The sequence below is a fragment of the Corynebacterium tuberculostearicum genome, from assembly GCF_032821615.1.
Classification (GTDB): domain Bacteria; phylum Actinomycetota; class Actinomycetes; order Mycobacteriales; family Mycobacteriaceae; genus Corynebacterium; species Corynebacterium tuberculostearicum_H.
In genome coordinates this window covers 29,297-47,673 of record NZ_JAVBIF010000005.1, presented here as the reverse complement: position 1 = coordinate 47,673, position 18,377 = coordinate 29,297, and the positions used below count along the sequence as shown (strand labels likewise).

The 18,377-nt window shown below is 60.0% G+C and carries 19 protein-coding genes; 13 read left to right on the top strand and 6 right to left on the bottom strand.

Translation table 11 applies throughout. From position 1 onward, the window contains the following. Positions 1-756 carry an isoprenyl transferase gene (locus tag RAE09_RS05545; protein ID WP_005326452.1) on the top strand — a complete coding sequence of 252 codons (756 nt, stop codon included), beginning with the start codon at positions 1-3 and terminating at the stop codon, positions 754-756. Positions 757-838: 82 nt separating this feature from the next. On the opposite strand, the gene RAE09_RS05540 is transcribed toward RAE09_RS05545, so the two are convergent. Next, positions 839-1,258 carry a Fur family transcriptional regulator gene (locus RAE09_RS05540; protein WP_005326453.1) on the bottom strand — a complete coding sequence of 140 codons (420 nt, stop codon included), beginning with the start codon at positions 1,256-1,258 and terminating at the stop codon, positions 839-841. 70 nt (positions 1,259-1,328) lie between these two features. Beyond that, positions 1,329-1,619, bottom strand: a complete 291-nt coding sequence (locus RAE09_RS05535) for an ArsR/SmtB family transcription factor (RefSeq protein ID WP_005324221.1) — start codon at positions 1,617-1,619, stop codon at positions 1,329-1,331. Positions 1,620-1,803: 184 nt separating this feature from the next. Between RAE09_RS05535 and RAE09_RS05530 the strand changes: the two genes are divergently transcribed. Genes RAE09_RS05530 through RAE09_RS05520 form a run of 3 tightly spaced genes read left to right on the top strand, consistent with a single transcriptional unit; the run spans position 1,804 to position 4,135 of the window. Continuing rightward, positions 1,804-3,183: a glycine--tRNA ligase gene (locus RAE09_RS05530; protein ID WP_239278674.1), complete on the top strand. Its 1,380-nt coding sequence runs from the start codon at positions 1,804-1,806 to the stop codon at positions 3,181-3,183. 2 nt (positions 3,184-3,185) lie between these two features. Then, the gene (locus RAE09_RS05525; RefSeq protein ID WP_005326456.1) at positions 3,186-3,695 is read left to right on the top strand and encodes a hypothetical protein; all 510 of its coding nucleotides are present in this window, start codon (positions 3,186-3,188) and stop codon (positions 3,693-3,695) included. Next, entirely contained in the window at positions 3,695-4,135 is a 441-nt protein-coding gene (locus RAE09_RS05520) for a hypothetical protein (protein WP_316981160.1), read from the top strand. Before RAE09_RS05525 ends, RAE09_RS05520 begins: the two co-directional genes overlap by 1 nt. A gap of 94 nt (positions 4,136-4,229) precedes the next feature. Here the strand turns inward: RAE09_RS05520 and RAE09_RS05515 are convergent, their stop codons facing one another. Continuing rightward, positions 4,230-6,242, bottom strand: coding sequence for a TPM domain-containing protein (locus RAE09_RS05515; protein ID WP_316981159.1), 2,013 nt, complete (start codon positions 6,240-6,242; stop codon positions 4,230-4,232). A 54-nt stretch (positions 6,243-6,296) separates the two neighbouring features. Between RAE09_RS05515 and RAE09_RS05510 the strand changes: the two genes are divergently transcribed. From RAE09_RS05510 to RAE09_RS05500, 4 genes are all read left to right on the top strand, one after another. Beyond that, the gene (locus tag RAE09_RS05510; protein ID WP_316981158.1) at positions 6,297-6,884 is read left to right on the top strand and encodes a YdcF family protein; all 588 of its coding nucleotides are present in this window, start codon (positions 6,297-6,299) and stop codon (positions 6,882-6,884) included. Positions 6,885-7,017: 133 nt separating this feature from the next. Continuing rightward, positions 7,018-7,659 carry an ABC transporter ATP-binding protein gene (locus tag RAE09_RS11930; protein WP_083798079.1) on the top strand — a complete coding sequence of 214 codons (642 nt, stop codon included), beginning with the start codon at positions 7,018-7,020 and terminating at the stop codon, positions 7,657-7,659. Next, positions 7,656-9,419, top strand: a complete 1,764-nt coding sequence (locus RAE09_RS05505; protein WP_316981157.1) for an FtsX-like permease family protein — start codon at positions 7,656-7,658, stop codon at positions 9,417-9,419. Before RAE09_RS11930 ends, RAE09_RS05505 begins: the two co-directional genes overlap by 4 nt. A 51-nt stretch (positions 9,420-9,470) precedes the next feature. After that, entirely contained in the window at positions 9,471-10,763 is a 1,293-nt protein-coding gene (locus RAE09_RS05500; RefSeq protein ID WP_040425179.1) for a deoxyguanosinetriphosphate triphosphohydrolase, read from the top strand. Positions 10,764-10,917: 154 nt separating this feature from the next. Here RAE09_RS05500 and RAE09_RS05495 read toward each other — a convergent pair whose 3' ends face one another. Continuing rightward, positions 10,918-11,151, bottom strand: a complete 234-nt coding sequence (locus tag RAE09_RS05495) for a barstar family protein (protein ID WP_005324236.1) — start codon at positions 11,149-11,151, stop codon at positions 10,918-10,920. A gap of 2 nt (positions 11,152-11,153) precedes the next feature. Continuing rightward, positions 11,154-11,615 carry a ribonuclease domain-containing protein gene (locus tag RAE09_RS05490; RefSeq protein ID WP_040425180.1) on the bottom strand — a complete coding sequence of 154 codons (462 nt, stop codon included), beginning with the start codon at positions 11,613-11,615 and terminating at the stop codon, positions 11,154-11,156. Between the two features lie 211 nt (positions 11,616-11,826). Here RAE09_RS05490 and dnaG point away from each other — a divergent pair, with 211 nt between their 5' ends. Then, positions 11,827-13,749, top strand: coding sequence for a DNA primase (gene dnaG / locus RAE09_RS05485; RefSeq protein WP_179386822.1), 1,923 nt, complete (start codon positions 11,827-11,829; stop codon positions 13,747-13,749). A 79-nt stretch (positions 13,750-13,828) separates the two neighbouring features. On the opposite strand, the gene RAE09_RS05480 is transcribed toward dnaG, so the two are convergent. Then, positions 13,829-14,110 (bottom strand): hypothetical protein, encoded by a 282-nt coding sequence (locus RAE09_RS05480; RefSeq protein WP_005324241.1) that lies wholly within the window; start codon positions 14,108-14,110, stop codon positions 13,829-13,831. A gap of 156 nt (positions 14,111-14,266) precedes the next feature. Between RAE09_RS05480 and RAE09_RS05475 the strand changes: the two genes are divergently transcribed. The 4 genes from RAE09_RS05475 to RAE09_RS05460 all read left to right on the top strand — a co-directional run bounded on the left by RAE09_RS05475 (position 14,267) and on the right by RAE09_RS05460 (position 17,793). Beyond that, positions 14,267-14,416, top strand: a complete 150-nt coding sequence (locus tag RAE09_RS05475) for a hypothetical protein (RefSeq protein WP_005324243.1) — start codon at positions 14,267-14,269, stop codon at positions 14,414-14,416. Positions 14,417-14,651: 235 nt separating this feature from the next. Then, positions 14,652-15,821 (top strand): acid phosphatase, encoded by a 1,170-nt coding sequence (locus RAE09_RS05470; protein ID WP_316981156.1) that lies wholly within the window; start codon positions 14,652-14,654, stop codon positions 15,819-15,821. Positions 15,822-15,907: 86 nt separating this feature from the next. Then, positions 15,908-17,089 carry a non-hydrolyzing UDP-N-acetylglucosamine 2-epimerase gene (gene wecB / locus RAE09_RS05465; RefSeq protein WP_316981155.1) on the top strand — a complete coding sequence of 394 codons (1,182 nt, stop codon included), beginning with the start codon at positions 15,908-15,910 and terminating at the stop codon, positions 17,087-17,089. A 38-nt stretch (positions 17,090-17,127) separates the two neighbouring features. Further along, the gene (locus RAE09_RS05460) at positions 17,128-17,793 is read left to right on the top strand and encodes a DUF1707 SHOCT-like domain-containing protein (RefSeq protein WP_316981154.1); all 666 of its coding nucleotides are present in this window, start codon (positions 17,128-17,130) and stop codon (positions 17,791-17,793) included. Positions 17,794-18,377: the final 584 nt, after the last annotated feature.

Here is an 18,377-nt window from a genome sequence, read left to right as displayed (position 1 = left end):
GTGATTACGCCAGACCCGAACCGCACTTTGACCCCGCCGAATATCCCGGACGAGTTCATGCCGCGCCACATTGCGTTGGTCATGGACGGCAACGGCCGCTGGGCCCAGGAAAAAGGCATGAAGCGCACCGAGGGGCATAGGCGCGGAGAAGCCGTGCTTCTCGACGTCGTCGATGCTTGCCTCGCCGCCGGCGTTCCCTACCTTTCGGCCTATGCCTTCTCCACGGAGAATTGGCGCCGCAGCCCGGAGGAGGTCCGCTTCCTCATGGGCTTTAACCGCGACGTGCTGCGCCGTCAGCGCGAGTGGCTCAATGAGCGCGGCGTGCGGGTGGTGTGGGCGGGCCGCCGCCCGCGCCTGTGGCGCTCGGTTATTAAAGAGCTCGAGGCTGCCCAGGAGCTGACCAAGGACAATACCAAGATGACCTTGGCCATGTGCGTGAATTACGGCGGTAGGGCAGAGCTGGTAGATGGCTTTAGGGACATCGCCAAGCAGGTGGCCGCGGGCGAGCTCAACCCGCGCGATATCAAGGAAGAAACCATCGCGCAGCATCTTTATGACCCGAGCATGCCGGACGTGGATCTCTTCCTGCGCCCGTCCGGTGAGAAGCGCACCTCAAACTTCCTGCTCTGGCAGTCCGCCTACGCGGAGATGATTTACCAAGACAAACTCTTCCCGGACTTCACTCCGGAGGACCTCTTCGCCGCCATCGAGGAGTATGCGCGGCGCGACCGCCGCTTCGGTGGCGTGAAGAAGTAGCGCAAAAGAAAAACCTCAGCCGCCGGTAACTGGAGGCTGAGGTGAGGGGGAGGGGCGACCCTGAGGGGAAGCGCGAGCGCGATTAGGCAGAGGCGGCGCAGTCGCTGCAGATGCCAAAGACCTCGGCATCGTGGCCGGTGAGCTCGAAGCCATACTCCTTCGCTACGGAGGTGGCCCACTTTTCAATCGGGCCGCCGTCGATCTCCTCGGTGCGGCCACACTTGGTGCATACCAAGTGGTGGTGGTGGGCATCGGTATCGCAATGGCGGTACAGGGTTTCGCCATTGGGCATGTGGAGGGCGTCCACCGCATCGATATCGGTCAGGGACTGCAGGGTGCGGTACACGGTGGTCAGGCCCACCTTTTCCTCACGTTCTTGGAGCTCGTGGTAGATCTCCTTGGCGGAGGCGAATTTCTCCATTTCCCGCAGTACCTCAACCACTGCGGTGCGCTGCTTGGTATTGCGCGCGCCTAGTTTGGGAATACTGTCGTGTAAAGCCATGACCGCAATATTATCAGTGCTTTTTCAATAACTGCACAGTCAGGCGGCTTTTTATGCAGGAGGGGAGGGGCTAGGAGGCGATCTTGGCGGCGTCGGCAAGCAGGTCCAAAACCCGCGGCGCAATGAGCGAGTAGGTTACCTCGCGGCCGCTGCGCTCGGAGTCCACGATGCCTGCCTGCTTGAGCACGCGCAGGTGCTGGCTGATAAGGGGCTGGGACTTGCCGGTGGCCTTGACCAGCTCATGGACAAAGTGATCGCGCTCGGCCAAGCGGGAGATGATTGCGATGCGTAGGGGCGAATCAAGGGCAGCGATAACGCCGGCAGCCGCAGAAGTATTTGGGGCCTTGTAAGTGGTCGTCATAGGGAATGTCACCTTCAATTAAATACCTATTACCTGTCGGTTACCCTTATATTACCCGATACTTGCAATACGTTGTATTTATTTCAGATTAAATTCATGCCCCAATCCCACCGCCGGGAAGCGCTTCGGGTTAGACTGAACGAGATTGTCAAGACTGTCCCCTACCAGAGGAGTCCGAAAACTAATGGCATCCGTCATCGATACCGTTGTAAACCTGTGTAAGCGCCGCGGCTTGGTCTACCAGGCAGGTGAAATTTACGGCGGTTCCCGCTCCGCGTGGGATTACGGCCCTCTTGGTGTAGAGCTCAAGGAAAACATCAAGCGCCAGTGGTGGCGCCACATGGTGCAGTCCCGCGCAGACGTCGTGGGCGTAGATACCTCCGTCATCCAGCCGCGCCAGGTCTGGGTATCCTCCGGTCACGTCGAGGTCTTTTCTGACCCGCTGGTGGAATCCCGCCACACCGGCAAGCGCTACCGTGCCGACGACCTTATTGAGGCCTACGAGGAAAAGCACGGCCACGAGCCAGAAAACGGCCTGGCAGATATCAATGACCCAGAAACCGGCCAGCCGGGTGACTGGACCGAACCGAAGGCCTTCTCCGGTCTGCTCAAGACCTTCCTGGGCCCGGTGGACGATGAGCAAGGCCTGCACTACCTGCGTCCGGAAACCGCACAGGGCATCTTCGTTAACTTCAAGAACGTGATGACCTCCTCGCGCATGAAGCCGCCGTTTGGCATCGCGAACATCGGCAAGTCCTTCCGCAACGAGATCACCCCAGGCAACTTCATCTTCCGTACCCGCGAGTTCGAGCAGATGGAGATGGAGTTCTTCGTCAAGCCGGGCGAGGACGAAGAGTGGCACCAGTACTGGATTGATGACCGCTACAACTGGTACGTGGACCTGGGCATTAAGGAAGAAAACCTGCGCCTGTACGAGCACCCGAAGGAAAAGCTCTCCCACTACTCCAAGCGCACCGTGGACGTGGAGTACGCCTTTGGCTTCAAGGGCTCCAAGTGGGGCGAGCTGGAAGGCGTGGCCAACCGCACGGACTATGACCTGTCCGTTCACGCCAAGGGCTCGGGCGAGGATCTGTCCTACTATGACCAGGCCAACGAGGAGCGCTGGATTCCGTACGTCATCGAGCCGGCCGCCGGCCTGGGCCGTTCCATGATGGCCTTCCTGGTGGATGCCTACGACGAGGAAGAGGCTCCCAACGCCAAGGGCGGCACCGATAAGCGCGTGGTCCTGCGCCTGGACCGCCGCCTGGCACCGATCAAGGTGGCCGTCCTGCCGCTGTCCAAGAAGGAAGAGCTTTCCGAGCCGGCCCGCAAGCTGGCCGATAAGCTGCGCGCACACTGGAACGTGGACTTTGACGTCTCCGGTGCCATCGGCCGCCGCTACCGCCGCCAGGATGAGATCGGCACCCCGTTCTGCGTCACCTTCGACTTCGACACCCTCGAGGACGATGCCGTGACCGTGCGCGAGCGCGACACCATGGAGCAGGAGCGCGTGAAGCTCGATGACCTCGAGGCTTACCTCGCCGCCCGCCTGATTGGGTGCTAGTAATGCATTACACCAGCTGGGATCGCTCCGACCGCGCAAAGCCCGTGCTCTTGGCCGAGGAAGGCCCGGAGCAGCTGGGCGTATTCTCGGAGCATTCCGCGGAGGTGGACGGCCACTTCTGGCGCACCGAGGTCAGTGACCTTGGCGCTTCTGCCACGCTTGCCGACGGCTCCATTTACCGCCTCGCCGGCCGCCCCGGCCGCGACAAGCGCCTGGAGGCATCGCTCAACGGCCGCACCTTCACCTTCATCAACGAAAACAGCGGCGACTGGATCATCGATGACGTCGATGACGAAAAGGTAGGGCAGTTTACCGCCCGCAATTCCGGCGTGCGCAAGGCCATCCTCGAATTCGAGCACGATGCCGAGGGCCTGACCACCGCGGAAATCGCCGGCCTGAGCTGGTTTACCCGCGTCATCCTGGATGCCAATACCCAGGGCAAAGCCTGGGCCTGGATCATCACCTTGGTCCTGGCATCCATCGTCGCCCTCGTCGCGCTATTCGTCCTCTAATGACTATCCAGTGGACCTGGCGCGCGGGCGCTCTCACCAACGCCGAGGGGCACGAGCTTGCCTCCGTGCGCGACGGCGTGCTTGCCACCGCGGCCGGCGAGCGCCTCGCAGTAGAATCCTCGCTGGATTCTTCCTCCCCGCGGTTCTTCCTGCGCGCGCAGACCGCCGCGGGCGAGGATTTCTCGGTCACCCAGGCCGGGATTACCGTCACCCGCCTGCGCGCGACCTGCGCCGACCGCGAGTACCTTCTCGAGCGCCGCAACCCCTTCCGCCGCGAGCGCCGCATCGTGGCCCGCGGCACGGGCGCCGAGGTTGCCAGCACCGCGCCGGCCGGCGATGGACTGCGCGTGAGCGTGGGCGATCTGCCGGAGCTCGACGCCATCTTCTTGAGCTACGCCTGCGCGCTTCTCGACGCCGCCCCGCGCACCCTCCGCACCTAGCCCAGCGCCGCGAGCCGAGCTGCCCGTGCGAGCCTAGAGCCGGACTGGAGGGCTGCCTGGCTTCCGGACCGTGGAGCGGTCTGGGCTGGGAGGCCTAGAAGGAGCCGCCGCGGAAGCCGCCTCCGCCGCCACCGCCGCCGAAGCTGCCTCCACCGAAGCCGCCGCCTCCGAATCCACCGCCGAAGCCGCGGCCGCCGCCGAGCATTTGGCCAAGGACCATACCGGTCACGACATTGCCGGCGGCGTTGCCCATCTGCTGGCGCTGCTGGTGGCGACGGTGCTCGTCGATGTCTTCCTTGGCGCGCTGCAGCGCCGCCTGGGCCGCGGCCACCGCTTCGCGGGAGGACTGGAGAGCGGCGCGGATATCGCTGCGCTCGGTGTGGAGGGCTTGGGCGTGGAGACGTTTGGCATCGGCAAGCGCGGTGCGCGCACCCGAGCCGATGATGCGCCCGCGGGAGGAAATGAGGTCTTCTGCGGCCTGGATATTGGATTCCGCCACGGAAATCTGCTGGCGGAAGAGGTCTAGCTGGCGCGCGTGGGTGGAAGTCTTTTCCCGCACGCGGTCGAGTGCTTCATCCAGCTCGGTATCGATGGAGGTCAGCGCGGTGTGCTGGCCCAGCGGATCCTGTTGGCCGTGGGCCTTGGCTTCGTTGACGGCGGTGCCGGCGCGACCGAGCAGATCTTCGAGCTTGTCCCAATCCGCGGTGGTTCCCTGGGCCTTGCCTTGCCGTTCAAGTTCGCGGGCCTCGTTGATCTCGCCCTCGACCTCGGCGATAAGCGCCTCGAGGTTGCCGCGGGCGGTGGCGATATTTTCCTCGGCATTTTCCACGCCGGAAATGAGGCGATCCGTCATCTCGCAGGCGTGCTCGATATCGCGAATAAGTCCCACCAGCGGGCCCTGCTGGCCGGCCGGCTGGGCCTGGACCCCACGGGCCTTGTCGAGCAGTTTCTCGGCCTCATCGAGCGAAGCGGCGGCAAGCTCGGGGTTATCGGCAATGGAGGAGAGCACGTGCTCGTCATAGTTGGACTTCAGGCCAGCCAGCGTGGACTCGGCCTCCGGCAGGCGGGCGCGCAGGCCCACGGTGCGCTGGGTGAGCTCGTCCAGCTTTTCATCGGAGTGGATGAGCAAGTCGCGCATCTTGGCAAACTCCTCGGACTGCGCATCCAGGGCGTCATCGGCCTGACCGCAGGAGGAGACGATTTCTACCAGCATCTGGCGGCGCTCGGCCGGGGACTCCGGCACGGCATCATCCAGGCGCTGGCGCAGGTGGAAGGCCTTTTGCAGGGTAGAAGTGGAGTGGTTCATCGCCTTGGTAAACGGGCGCACGCGCTCGGGGCCGAACTCGGAGAGCACGATATTAAGTTCCTCCTTGCCGCGGCGGATGGACTCATCGGTAGAGACCAACTCCTCCTGGGCCAGCTGGTCCAAAGTCTCCAGCGGGAGGCGGTTTAGCTGATCGGTATCGCCCGGGGCGATCTCGCGGGCGGATTCCAGCGTCTGCGCATTATTCTTCTTGGTGTTGCGGCGCGAGTAGTACATGATTCCGCCACCGGCGGCGACGATGGCGGCCGCGCCACCGCCCAGCCACGCCAGGCCAGAGGAGTCGGAGGAATCGGAGGCGGGGGAGTTGCCCAAGGCGGCATCAGCAAGCGCGAGGGCCGAAGCCCCGTACTCGTCGCTGGCCAGCTTGTCATAGGCCGCGTCATACATCTGGTCCAGCCGGCCCTTGGGCCATGCATCGCCGGTCTGTACGCCCATCTTGCGGTCATTGATGGATAGCGCGTAGACCGCGGAATTCGGTCCCTTGTCCTTGACCGCCTGGCCGGCAAAGCTCTCCGGATCCGTGCCCAGCTCGTCGGTGATATAGACAAAGAGCGTTAAGTGCTTGTCCTTTTGCAGTTGGCCAATCTTCTCCCTGAGCTCGGCCTTCTCTTGGGTGCTTAATACACCCGCATCATCGGTAACCTTTTCCGTTAGGGCTGCCGTATCGGTGCCCTGCGCCACCGTGGTGGTCTCGGCGGCGAAGGCAGACCCCGCACCGACGGAGGTGCAGCCTAAAATGAAAGCGGCAATGGCCGCGCGGCCCAAACGTGCACTCAAATTCATGCCCACCACTTTACCGGCTTAACTTTGCGCTCTGGCAGGTAATGTAGTGGGGCAGTGAAGTACGCAATTGTTTTAGGAACCGCCCAATACGATGGCCGCCCCTCCCGCATCCTGACCGGCCGCCTGCGCCACGCCGGCGAGCTCGCCACCGCCGAGGGACTGGAGGTCATCACCGTGGGCGGCAAGCTGCCCGGGGATAGGTTTACTGAGGCCGGCGTCGGCCGCACCTACCTGCGCGAGCACTTCCCGCACCTGACCGTGCACGCGGTGGAGGAGGGCATGGATACCCGCAGCTCCCTCAGCGCGGTCAAGGAAGCCTTCGCGCTTTCCGACGCCACCATCATCACCGATCCCCTCCACCGCCTGCGCACCGCACTCATCGCCCGCCAAGAGGGCATCACGGCCACCATCTCCGGCACGCCGTATTACCCGGCCGCGCGCTTTTCTAAGCCCTGGTGGCGCTATCTTGCCCACGAGACCGGTGGCGTAGCCTACGCACTGCTGGCCGGCCTTTTGCCACCGCGCGGCGCCGCGGCGCTGCGCAATGGTTTCTACCGCGTGGAGCAAGTGCTGCGCCCCAATCAGAAGCTGCGGCATCAGACGATCCAGCAGGAAGATAGGGATACTTTTCCACGGCGATAAGAAAGATCGCATGATATTCTGCAGGCTGACGAAACATTTCTATGGGAGAAGGGTTTCTTTTCCGCTACATCAGGAAATAACACCGAGCCATGTTGGTCAGCGCTGAAATGCTACGAAGCCTCAGGAGGAAAGCGTGTTAAAACTGGAAAACATATCTGTGAAGCTAGGCAGGAAAAGTAGTCCGCTATTCTCTATCAACTCTGTGCATGAGCCGGGGACCCTTACTTGGATTCGAGGTACCTCTGGGTCCGGCAAATCGACGCTGCTTCGCGTTATCTCTGGACTCCAGAAGCCAACATCAGGAACCGTCAATATTTTCGGACATGATTTATGGAGCTCATCCGCTCGAAACAGAGATAAATTTCGAGCTAAATCGATGGGAATAGTGTTTCAAGATTCCGGCGTAGTGCCCTGTTTGACAGTCGCCGAAAACCTTTCCTTCGCGCAAGGGCTAAGCGGAGTAACTGCGGACTCGGACGCTAATAGCTCTTTGCTAGCTCAACTCAATATGAGTGAATACGGAGCCTCTCTACCGCACGAGCTTTCAGGGGGACAACGCCAACGTGCGGCCATAGCAACGGCAATGTCTAAAAAGCCCCAACTCGTTTTCGCAGACGAACCGACGAGTGCATTGGATGAGGACAACGCATATTCAGTGTTGCGATATCTGCATAATTACATTGTAAGAAACCACGCAATCGCCTTGGTAGTTTCCCACGATGACCGTTTAGCGCAGTTTTGTGATCAGGTTTTGGAAATCGGGGTAAACCAATGAATTTTCGCGCTGTGGAAGCGAAGATCCGTAAAAGCACATTTGTGGAGAGTATCCCGCTACTAGCTACCTCGTTTGTGCTCATCTTCTTTGTCTGTCTGTTAGTCTGCACTGTAGCGGCGGACAAAGTAGCCGAATCTATGGCAATGGGGCTGATGTATTCGGCTCTCGTATCGATCATTCCCTTTACTCTGGCACTCAAATACAGCTTAAGGCATGTGGTGGAGGGGAGGCGCCACCACTATGAGGCCCTTCGTTTATTTGGGTTAGCATTAAAACGAATTCGGCGAGCGTTATTTCTTGAGCTACTTATAGTTTATTTTTTCTTTTCAATAGTTAGCGCAGTTCTGGTTCCAGTGCTAATGAAGCCAATCTTCTTGGTTCTATATTCGGGTTTTGGCATTGATCTTCCACAAGGACTTCCTTCACCGCTGCTCGTCGCTGTGATCTCATGGTGCGCGATCGCTTTCCTGAGTTTCGTTCCTTTCCAACAGGAGACGAGAGTTTTGGAAGATTTGAGCCAAGGCCCAGCTCGCATAGATCCAAATCCAAGGAATCCGCGGGCTGCAGAACTCCTTCGATATCCTCTAGGGATAGCGGCCAGTGTTGTATTGCTGGTGGGATTTGTGGCGATGCCCCAGGCGGATCCGTCTAGTAGGTGGCCGATGATTTTCGTCTACTGCGTCCCCTTCTTGGTGAGTGCTGCTTCTGTATTTTTCTACGCAGTTGTCTTATATTTCGCCGAATATCTCTCCCTCAAGATTAGGGGATGGGATCCTCCGATTTTAGGAGTCCGGTATGCGCGGTCTTTTATCGCCGCTACTACATTGCGGGTCTCTTGTGTTTTTATCTTGTTTCCCATCATTCTTTTTATTGTGAATGATTCAGCCCTCTACTCAGCAAGAGAAGAGTTGGCTGACAATGTAAGGGACGTCTATGTAGGGGCGCAGCAGGATGGACAAACTTTCGGCACCTCCGCCGCTAAAAACTTTTGTCAGGACCACGCCGCAGATTGCCTAGGAGTTCTTAGCTGGGTTCCTGCTGTCCAAGACTCGGGAGAGCTCCAGCCTTCCACTATGGAAGACGGAGCTGTCTTTGCACTAGTAGAAGATAGGAACGGAGCAGTAGGTTCCTTGGTCAAAGACCAAGGAGTAGTTGAGACGGACCCCCGATCTCCATTTGATCAAACGTGGATGCGGCCATGGGATAAATCCTTTAATGCTGAAGCAGAGCCTACTTGGGGAGCGGGCGAAAGGAAAGATGAAGGGTATGCTGTAGCAATTTTTTCGAAACAAGTCGAATTGAGCGATAGTCAAGAGATGGAGGTTGTAGGTGCTCAGCAATGGGCAGAAAACCTACCCTCAACGTTGCTTTACGGTCCAAACGGTACTGGTACAAGCGAATTTATCCCGTTGTTCGCCTACGTGATTGTTGGGGGAGCAGTTCTCATCTTCGGACTGGCGTTGGCTCAACAAGGTCGGCTCATTCGCTTCACTAAGACCATTTGGGAACAAGGCGTCTCAGTTGCTGAAGCGCACAGGAACAGGAAATTGGCTAATTGTTTGCCTTCGGCTTTTGCTTTGGCCTTATCGCTAGGATCAGCCGCTCTACTGGGCTCATATATGCATTCTTATATATCGCATAAACTTGTACTGCACTTTCCAGCTGTCCCGTTTGGACTCATACTTTTCCTAGTGGTAGTTGTGGGCTTGGCTGCTGTGGGCAGCAACTTTGTGAAAGGCCCGCAGCCTGCTAAAAACTAGGCGGCCACGTTGCTCACCCCAAAGGCCAGTTCACGGAATAAACTTGAGGCCGTGTCCTATTCTTATTCCGCCGCCGACTTTGCCCGCCTGGCCGATGAAAAGCCGAAGGGCTCAGCCTTCCACCCCGTGGAGGAGCACCGCGGGCTCTTCGCCCGTGACCGCGCCCGCGTGCTGCACTCGGCCGCTCTGCGCCGGCTAGCGGATAAAACGCAGGTCGTCGGCCCGCGCGACGGCGATACCCCGCGTACCCGGCTGACCCACTCCCTGGAGGTCGGCCAAATCGCGCGCAGCATCGGCTCCGGGCTGGGCCTCGATCCCGATCTCTGCGATATGGCCGGCCTGACCCATGACATCGGCCACCCGCCCTATGGTCACAATGGCGAGAATGCGCTCAACGAGGTCGCCCTCAACGGCTTCGAGGGCAACGCCCAAACCCTGCGCATCCTCACCCGCTTGGAGCCGAAGGTCATCGTGGACGATGCCCGCGGCGAACCCCAAAGCTTTGGACTCAACCTCACCCGCGCGGCACTCGACGGCGCCTGCAAATACCCGTGGACAAAGACCAACCCGGATGGCACCACCAACCGCAAGTACGGCGCCTACGACGAAGACGCGCACCTATTGGACTGGCTGCGCGAGGGCCATACCGATAACCGCAAGTGCATCGAGGCCCAGGTCATGGACTGGTCCGATGACATCGCCTACTCCGTGCACGACGTGGAAGATGGCATCATCTCCCGGCGCATCTCTTTGAGCGTGCTCTGGGACTTGGTGGAGCTGGCCCAACTAGCAGAAAAGGGCGCCAAGGCCTTCGGCGGCACCGCCGACGAGCTCCTAGAAGCAGCCGATAGCCTGCGCAACTTAAGCGTCATCAACGCCATCGGTGACTTTGACTATTCCTTGCGCGACTACGCCAACCTGAAGAAGATGACCTCCGAGCTCGTCGGCCGCTATGTCGGCGCAACCGTTGGCGCCACCAGCGAGGCCAATGCCGAACTCATCGCCTCCAATAGCCTTGGCCGCATGCACGGCGACCTCATCGTTCCCAAGCAAGCCGAAGCCGAAGTCAAGCTGCTCAAAACCATCGCCGTCCTCTACGTCATGGACGAGCCCGCCCACCTCGCACGCCAAGACCGCCAGCGCGAGCGCATCTACCGCGTCTACGACTACCTGGTAGCCGGCGCCCCCGGCTCCCTCGATGCCACCTTCCGCCTGTGGTGGGAGCAGGCCGATACCGACGCAGCCCGCGACCGCGCCATCATCGACCAAATTGCCTCCATGACCGAATCGCGACTGGAGCGCCTGGCTCGGCGGAGCGCGGAGCTGTCTGGGTTCCTCAGCTAAACCTGGCCCACCCAGCACCGCTAGAGTTAGGTCGAAACTCATCAGGCCGATCTGAGCGCGAAAAGGCCGAATTGAGAGCTCACAACCCTCAATTCGGCCTGATATCTATGGACCTAACGCCCCAGCCCCAGTCTTAGTCCTAGGGCCCGAGTCGCTAGCGCACCAACTTCACGCCCTGATCCTCCAAAACGGTGGCAACGCCCTCCAACTCCGCGTCCGCGATTTCCATGTCGGAGGCAATGATGACGGTGGTGCGCTGCTCGCGCAGGAAGTCCGCCAGGTCATCGAGGTTGCGGGGGCCGCAGTCCTCGCAGCCGCGAGTGCGGCCAAGCGCGTTGAAGAAGTCCGCGCGGGTGCGGATGTGTTCAGTAATGAGGATGCGTTGCATTATTACTCCTCCGCGTCTGGGATAGAACAGAAGCTTTCATAGTGGTCATCGGTGTAGTACCACACGTCCGGGTCGGTCTCGCTGCCGCCGCCAGTGATGATGCGGCGGGCGCCGCGGTTCTTGCTGCCCGGGGTTTCTACCGTGTATTCGCGGTAGTAATTCTTGTCCTGCTGCGGCAGGCGTCCCTCGTAGTTGCCAAAGCGGGCGTTGTCATTATCCGGGTAGTCATAGGGGCCACCGGCCAAAATATCGTTCGCGGTGTCGTTCGCCTCGGCAGGGAGGGAAGACATCTCGCAAGTATCGGCGTCGCCAGCCTTAGCGCCGCCTGCGGACTCGGACGGCGAAGAAGCAGGGGAATCGCCATCGCCGCCGAGGTCGAAGCCGAAGTAGCCTGCAACGACGGCAAGCGCAAGGCCGCCGAGGGCTACTGGGAGCGATTTCTTAGACGCTTGGGACTTGGGCATACCTTTATTCTTGCAGGTGTAGCGGTGAATACCGAAATCGGCCGGTACTCCCAACAAGGCCAAAAATTCCCCCGTCACGGGGGTAGGTAAAGGCATGCGGAATACACCCCATCAGAGGGTAGTTTCCGCCCAAACCGTGAACTCACAGGCACCACACCATCCTGGCCCAGCCATTTGAACATTCCCGCCGCGCGCGGGGTAGTCTGTACGCATGGCAAAAGGCAGAATTCCGGACAGCGACATTCAAGCTATCCGTGAACGCGCGCCTTTAGAAGAGATCGTGGGCGAGTACGTCCAGCTCAAGCCCGCCGGACACGATTCGCTCAAGGGGCTCAGCCCCTTCAAGGATGAAAAGACCCCGTCCTTCCACGTACGCCCGCAGCGCGGCTACTATCACTGCTTTTCCACCGGCAAGGGCGGCGATGTCTTTAGCTTCCTGATGGAAATGGAGCAGGTTTCCTTTCCAGAAGCAGTGGAAGCGGTAGCGCAGAAGATCGGCTACCACATCAACTACCAGGGCGGTTCCACGGGCGCGCGCAATGAGAAGCCTGGTACCCGCCAGCGCCTCATCGCCGCGAATAAGGCCGCGCACGAGTTCTACCGCCAGCAATTGGAGACCCCGCAGGCCGCTACCGCCCGGGACTTTCTGCTGGATCGCGGCTTTTCCCGCGAGGTCATCTATGACTTTGAGTGCGGCTATGCGCCGGAGGGCTGGGATACCGCCACCAAGCACCTGCTGCGCCTAGGCTTTTCCTTCGAGGAACTGGAGGCGGCCGGCATTTCCAAGATGGGCAAGCGCGGCCCCATTGACCGCTTCCACCGCCGCCTGCTGTGGCCCATCAAGGACCTTTCCGGCAACGTCATTGGCTTTGGCGCCCGCAAGCTTTTCGACGACGACAAGCTCGGCAAGTACATGAACACCCCCGAGACCATGCTCTATCACAAGTCCAAGGTGCTCTTCGGTCTCGATCTGGCCAAGCGCAATATTGCCGATAACCACCAGGCAGTGGTGGTCGAGGGCTATACGGACGTCATGGCCATGTACGCCGCCGGTGTGAAGACCGCAGTGGCATCGTGCGGCACCGCCTTTGGCGGGGAGCACCTCCAGGTGCTGCGCCGACTGATGCTGGATGATTCCTACTTCAACGGCGAGCTCATCTATACCTTCGACGGCGATGAGGCAGGGCAGAAGGCCGCCATGCGCGCTTTTGACGGTGAGCAGAAATTCACCGGCCAGTCCTTCGTCTCCGTGGCGCCTGACGGCATGGACCCGTGCGATCTGCGTTTACAGAAGGGCGATGCCGCAGTGCGCGAGCTCATCGCGGACCGAATCCCCATGTTCGAGTTCGTCATCCAATCCGTCATCGCGGAGTACCGCATCGATACCGCGGAGGGGCGCCTGCAGGCCCTGCGCCGCGCAGTCCCCGTGGTGGCGCAGATCCGCGATCAGCCCCTCCAGCGCGAGTACGCCCGCCGCCTCGCCGGTTGGGTGGGTTGGGCCAATCCGGAGGAGGTCCTCCAGCAGGTCCGCGCGGAGGCGCGCAAGCCCAAGAAGGCCGAAAAGCCCACCATCCGCCGCTTCGACAACGCGAAGCAGCAGCCGGCGCAGCAGGACGTGCCGATGATCCATCCGCCGAGCCCCAAGGAAACCCACCTGTGGCCACAGCGCGAGGCCCTCAAGCTGGCCTTGCAGATGCCGCAGGTGGCGGGCTCGTACTTCGATGGCATTACTGCCGACGCCTATACTAACGACGCCTACCGCCTCGTCCGCCAGGCAATTTCCACCGCCGGCGGCGCCGCCCAGGGTGCGTCCATGCCCGCCGTGGAATGGATTGCCGCAGTAGCCGGCGAGATGCAGGACCTCACCGGCCGCAATTTCGTCTCCGAGCTCGCCGTGGAAGCAATCCTGCCTACCGACGTCGGCCCCGAAAAATACGCCGACTCCGTACTTTCCCGCCTGCAAGAGACCGTGGTGGGCGATCAGATAGCCCAGCTCAAGGCCCGCCTCGGCCGCATGCGTCCCTCCGATGATGAGGCCAGCTATAACTCGCTCTTCGCCGACCTCGTTGCCCTCGAGCAGGCCCGCCGCGAGCTTAATGACCGCGCCTTCCGCGGCACGCCTCCCCAAGCATAAAAATCTCCCCTCGACACGAGCTCAAATAAAGTGCGTGCCGCGGGGAGGGGAGAGGCCTAAAGGTTAGCTTGCTACCGGCCTAGTCCTCATCGGGCTCATAAATGCGGTCCGCATTATCCACCTGCGATCCGCGCAGCCGGCCCTTGCCCTTGCGCTTGGAGGACAAATCGCGAACCTCGCGCATGCGCGGTTCCGGGTCCAGGCGATTAGCCACCGCCTTGCGCGCCGAGGTGACGGCAGACTTAGTCACGGGGGAGTTGACGGCCTTTTCGTAGGCGCCCTTGATCTGGTGGTAGCGCTTGCGGCCAGCCTTAGTGCCAAAAACGTATCCTGCTGCGGCGCCGAAGACGAATTGGATCATTATCTAGCGTGTCCCCTTATTTCTATGCGAGTAAAAGTTCCCCACTAGCCTACCGCGAAGCCTTGCCGCGCGCCGCCAGCTACGAGTGAGGGGTGACGCTAGCCCCGCATTGGACTAGCACTTTTCATGGCGCGCAATACGCGCTAGTTTAAATGTGTGGAAAATAACAAGCGCAGGGATTCGGCGGCGGCTTCAGCAGTGGCGCTGGCCGCGCTTTTTACCGCGAGCATTTCTGCGGAATCCTCCGGCCATCAACCGGATACCGCCGCGGCGCACCAAGGCCCCAATTGGCCTGAAGAACGCTGAGTGGTGACCGCAAAGGTCTACCCGCCAATCCACGATTGTGCATGCGAGTTTAGCGTCGCGTTCACTTCCCCTTAACTTTAGCTAGATATTATTCGTGGGAATTTGATGCTAGTAAAAGGTTTCTACGTTGAACAATCGGAATAAACTTCGACCCGCAGCCCGCGTGTTCGCCCTCTGCGCGGCCACTGGACTGACTATAACCCTCGCACCGGCGGCCGCAGCCCTCCCTGTAACCGTGCCCCAGCTGCGTGAGCCCGTCACCCAGCACATCACCGGCGCAGCCCCAGTTCAGCACCCCGGCGCCCCGGTTCCAGAGCCGTTTAGCACGGACTATATCGCGGGCTTTGAATCCGATGTTTCCTCTTATCAATTTGGCAACTACTGGCAGGTAGTCCAGCTTTTTGATCACATCAAGACCCAGCCAGAAATCCGCCAGGAAAATATGGACAAGGCCGTGGCCATTAATAACGCCGCAGCCGGTGATCCCGCTTTGATCCGCCGCGCGCAGGCCGATGCCAAGGCCAGCTCCACCAGCGTGCTCAACGCCGTTTCTGACTCGATGGGCAAGAACCTAGGCGATGCCTTCCGTGCCGCCTTGGCCGAGCACCGCCTGCCCAAAACCGAATACCTGCTAGGCAATGGTTACGCCGCCCGCGCAGGCGGACTGGCCAATTCCACGATGTCAGAGAAGTACTACTTCAACTATCAGCGCCCGTACCAGCGCGCGCCGCAGGCGATTAAGCGCTACGACGATGGCTCCAAGGATCTCTATCCCACCTCGCCAGCTTTCCCTTCGGGCCATACCAATCAGGCAACGTGGATTACCACGCTGATGTCCTTCATGCTGCCTGAGGTAGGTCCACAGCTCATGCTGCGGGGCGCGGAGGCCGGCAACCACCGCGTAGTACTGGGCGTGCATTACCCGCTGGATGTCATCGGTGGGCGCATGACCGGCCAAGCCGCCGCGGCAGACCGCTTGAATGACAAGCGCATGCGCCATGCCCTGTGGCAAGCCTCGATGGAAGTGCGCAAGGAAATTAAGTGGCGCACCGGCAAGACGGTGGAAGAATTGGTGGCCCAGGATAGGGAAGAGGGTACCGACTACCGCTCCACCCAAGATGCGGTCGCCGAATATTCGAAATTCATGGACTATGACTTTGCCCCGCGCTACCGCACCGACGCGCCGATGGTGGTTCCGCAGGCTGCCCCAGTGCTGCTTGCCGCATCCCATCCAGAGCTCAGCTGGAACCAGCGTGCCGAGGTGCTACGCCAGACCGCGCGCCCAGCCGGCAATCCATTGGATTGGCAGGCAGAAGGCGGCTCCTGGCAGCGCCTCGACCTAGCCCGCGCCATGGCTGCCACGGTGACCCTCACCCCAGACGGTGGCGTGAATGTCAGCGGCTAGCGAGTCCAACAACCTGCGTGGGGGTACAACGCTCCCGCACATGGTTCAATAAAGAAGTATCCCCATCAACCAAAAGGAAATGAGTAATGACTAAGCCCAAGGTAATGACCATCTACGGCACCCGCCCAGAGGCCATTAAAGTCGCCCCTGTGATTAAGGCGCTAGACAATGATGAGCGCTTTGACTCCATCCCGGTTTCTACGGGTCAGCACAAGGAAATGCTGGAGCAGGTCAATTCCATGTTCGGCATCACCCCTAAGCACGATCTGGGCCTGATGAAGCCGGGCCAGGGGCTCAATGAGATTGTCTCCCGCGCGATTGCGGGTCTGGATTCCATCATTAAGGAAGAACAGCCGGATGTCATTATCTCCCAGGGTGACACCTCTACCGCCATGGCCGCAGCCCTCGCTGGCTTCCACCGCGGCGTAAAGATTGTGCACCTGGAGGCGGGCTTGCGTACCGGCGATATCCACTCGCCGTTCCCAGAAGAGGCTAACCGTAAGCTCATCGGCCAGGTGGCCGAGCTGCACTTGGCCCCTACCGCTGGATCGATGGAAAACCTGCGCCGCGAGAACGTGCGCTCCAAGGACATTGTGGTCACCGGCAACACAGTTATCGATGCCCTTTTGGAAGCAGCATCTTGGGACACCAAATTCGAGGATCCCGCGCTGCAGGAGGCTGCAGATTCCGACAAGCGCCTCGTCGTTGTGACCACCCACCGCCGCGAGAACCTGGAAGCTATGAAGGAAATCGGCGGTGCTGTGAAGGATCTGGCTGAGGCCTACCCAGAGATCAACTTCGCTCTGCCGTTGCACCTAAATCCCAAGGTGCGTGAGGCAGTTCTCCCAGAGGTTGAGCACCTGCCGAATATCATCATTACCGATCCACTGCCGTATGACCAGTTCACCCAGCTGCAAAACCGCGCGACCATCATCTTGACCGATTCCGGCGGAGTCCAGGAAGAGGCTCCCGCGCTGGGCAAGCCGGTTCTGGTTATGCGCCAAAACACTGAGCGCCCCGAGGCCGTTGTCGCCGGAACCGTGAAGCTGGTGGGTACCAACCGTGAGCTCATCGTGGCCGAGGCTAAGCTTTTGCTTTCCGACGACGCCGCTTTCCAAGCCATGGCCAACGCCGTTAACCCTTATGGCGATGGCAAGGGCGCGCAGCGCGCCGTTGCCGCCATCGCGGAGCTGACCGGAGTAGGCGAGCGCGTAGACGACTTCCTGCCCGAGGTTGATTCCTCCAAGGCCGCCCAGAATAAGAAATAACCTGCGCATGGGGGAGATATAGCGGATATAATAGAGGTATGAAACCGCTGGATATCCGCTGTAACCACCAAGACCGCATGAAGGCTGCCGACATCCTGGGAGATGCGCTGTCGGCCGGTCAAATCGACCTCGATGAATTTGAAAAGCGTTCGGCAGCGTCCGAGCAGGCTACAACCCGAGGCGAGCTCATTGAGCCGCTTGCTGACCTTGTGGAAGACCCAGAGGTGCTTCTTTTCGGGGAAGAACGCCAAATCGCAAAAGCATATTCGGGGCACCAAGAATCCAACGCGATTGCCAAAGTAGAACAGGCTATCCAGCAAGTGCAGCCCAACGTGGACGCTCCACGTTCCCTCGCGGTGGGTCTGTTTGGGGGTTCGACCGTTAGTGGTGGGGCAGTAGCACGTACTCTCACGGCCTTGGGCGTTTTCGGTGGCGTAGACGTCGACCTTGCAGGAGCGGCGCTGCGCAATCGCACCACTACCATTAATGCCGTGGGGCTTTTCGGAGGCACCGACGTCTACATTCCAGAAGGATTCCGTGTCCGTGTTGACGGCTTCGGCCTATTTGGCGGTCACGACCTCAAGGTTGAGCACGGCGCCATCCATCCAAATGACCTTCCGATAGACGCGCCAGAAATCGTCGTCAACTGCATCAGCCTCTTCGGCGGCGTAGACGTTCACGTGGGGCGCCGATACGGTGGTTAAAGAGGACGATAGGAGCTAGAGGGCGTATCTGGAATTAGCGCTTGTCTTCAGACACTCTGACAACACTTTTCCGGCCCCCTCGAGCCAGCTTTGGAAGACCCACGGCAGTCTTCGGCCTACAAGGAGCATTTAAATTGCTCGGGGCGCACTACACATCTAGAAGCCGGTCTAGCGTGGTGGACAACGGTACAACCACGCGTACCGGTGTTCAGCCGCACGGGGGCCGCTGCCTCCTGCAAGGCTTGCCAATGCCAAAGACATCCGACTTCAATTAAAAATAGATTTGAAGCCGAGATCTGCAGGGCACATTTTAAACTTGACTAACAACTCAGAACTTGGCAGGGCAGTCTAGCCCGGCAATATCGCGCAGACCATCAAAGTCGCCGGCCAGGTGGAGACACGAAAAATCTACGACAAACCAATCCAGGATTCTCCTCAACACTGCCGTCCGGTGGCTTCAAGGATTCCAGTTTGGTTCTCTTACTTAGCTGTCTTCGGGCTTAATGCGCTTGTGTATAAGCAGTACTTGCACCACAGCGTTTAAAAATTGGCCTAAACGACAGGATGTGTTGGGGAGGTTGTAC

Bases quoted from the DNA above. Each gene is read 5' to 3' on its own strand.
- dnaG (WP_179386822.1), top strand. From the start codon at position 11,827: ATGGCAAAAGGCAGAATTCCGGACAGCGACATTCAAGCTATCCGTGAA.
- RAE09_RS05530 (WP_239278674.1), top strand. From the start codon at position 1,804: ATGGCATCCGTCATCGATACCGTTGTAAACCTGTGTAAGCGCCGCGGC.
- RAE09_RS05460 (WP_316981154.1), top strand. From the start codon at position 17,128: ATGAAACCGCTGGATATCCGCTGTAACCACCAAGACCGCATGAAGGCT.
- RAE09_RS05520 (WP_316981160.1), top strand. From the start codon at position 3,695: ATGACTATCCAGTGGACCTGGCGCGCGGGCGCTCTCACCAACGCCGAG.
- RAE09_RS05480 (WP_005324241.1), bottom strand. From the start codon at position 14,110: ATGATCCAATTCGTCTTCGGCGCCGCAGCAGGATACGTTTTTGGCACT.
- RAE09_RS05525 (WP_005326456.1), top strand. From the start codon at position 3,186: ATGCATTACACCAGCTGGGATCGCTCCGACCGCGCAAAGCCCGTGCTC.
- wecB (WP_316981155.1), top strand. From the start codon at position 15,908: ATGACTAAGCCCAAGGTAATGACCATCTACGGCACCCGCCCAGAGGCC.
- RAE09_RS05505 (WP_316981157.1), top strand. From the start codon at position 7,656: ATGAATTTTCGCGCTGTGGAAGCGAAGATCCGTAAAAGCACATTTGTG.
- RAE09_RS05490 (WP_040425180.1), bottom strand. From the start codon at position 11,615: ATGCCCAAGTCCCAAGCGTCTAAGAAATCGCTCCCAGTAGCCCTCGGC.
- RAE09_RS05535 (WP_005324221.1), bottom strand. From the start codon at position 1,619: ATGACGACCACTTACAAGGCCCCAAATACTTCTGCGGCTGCCGGCGTT.
- RAE09_RS05515 (WP_316981159.1), bottom strand. From the start codon at position 6,242: ATGAATTTGAGTGCACGTTTGGGCCGCGCGGCCATTGCCGCTTTCATT.
- RAE09_RS05540 (WP_005326453.1), bottom strand. From the start codon at position 1,258: ATGGCTTTACACGACAGTATTCCCAAACTAGGCGCGCGCAATACCAAG.
- RAE09_RS05495 (WP_005324236.1), bottom strand. From the start codon at position 11,151: ATGCAACGCATCCTCATTACTGAACACATCCGCACCCGCGCGGACTTC.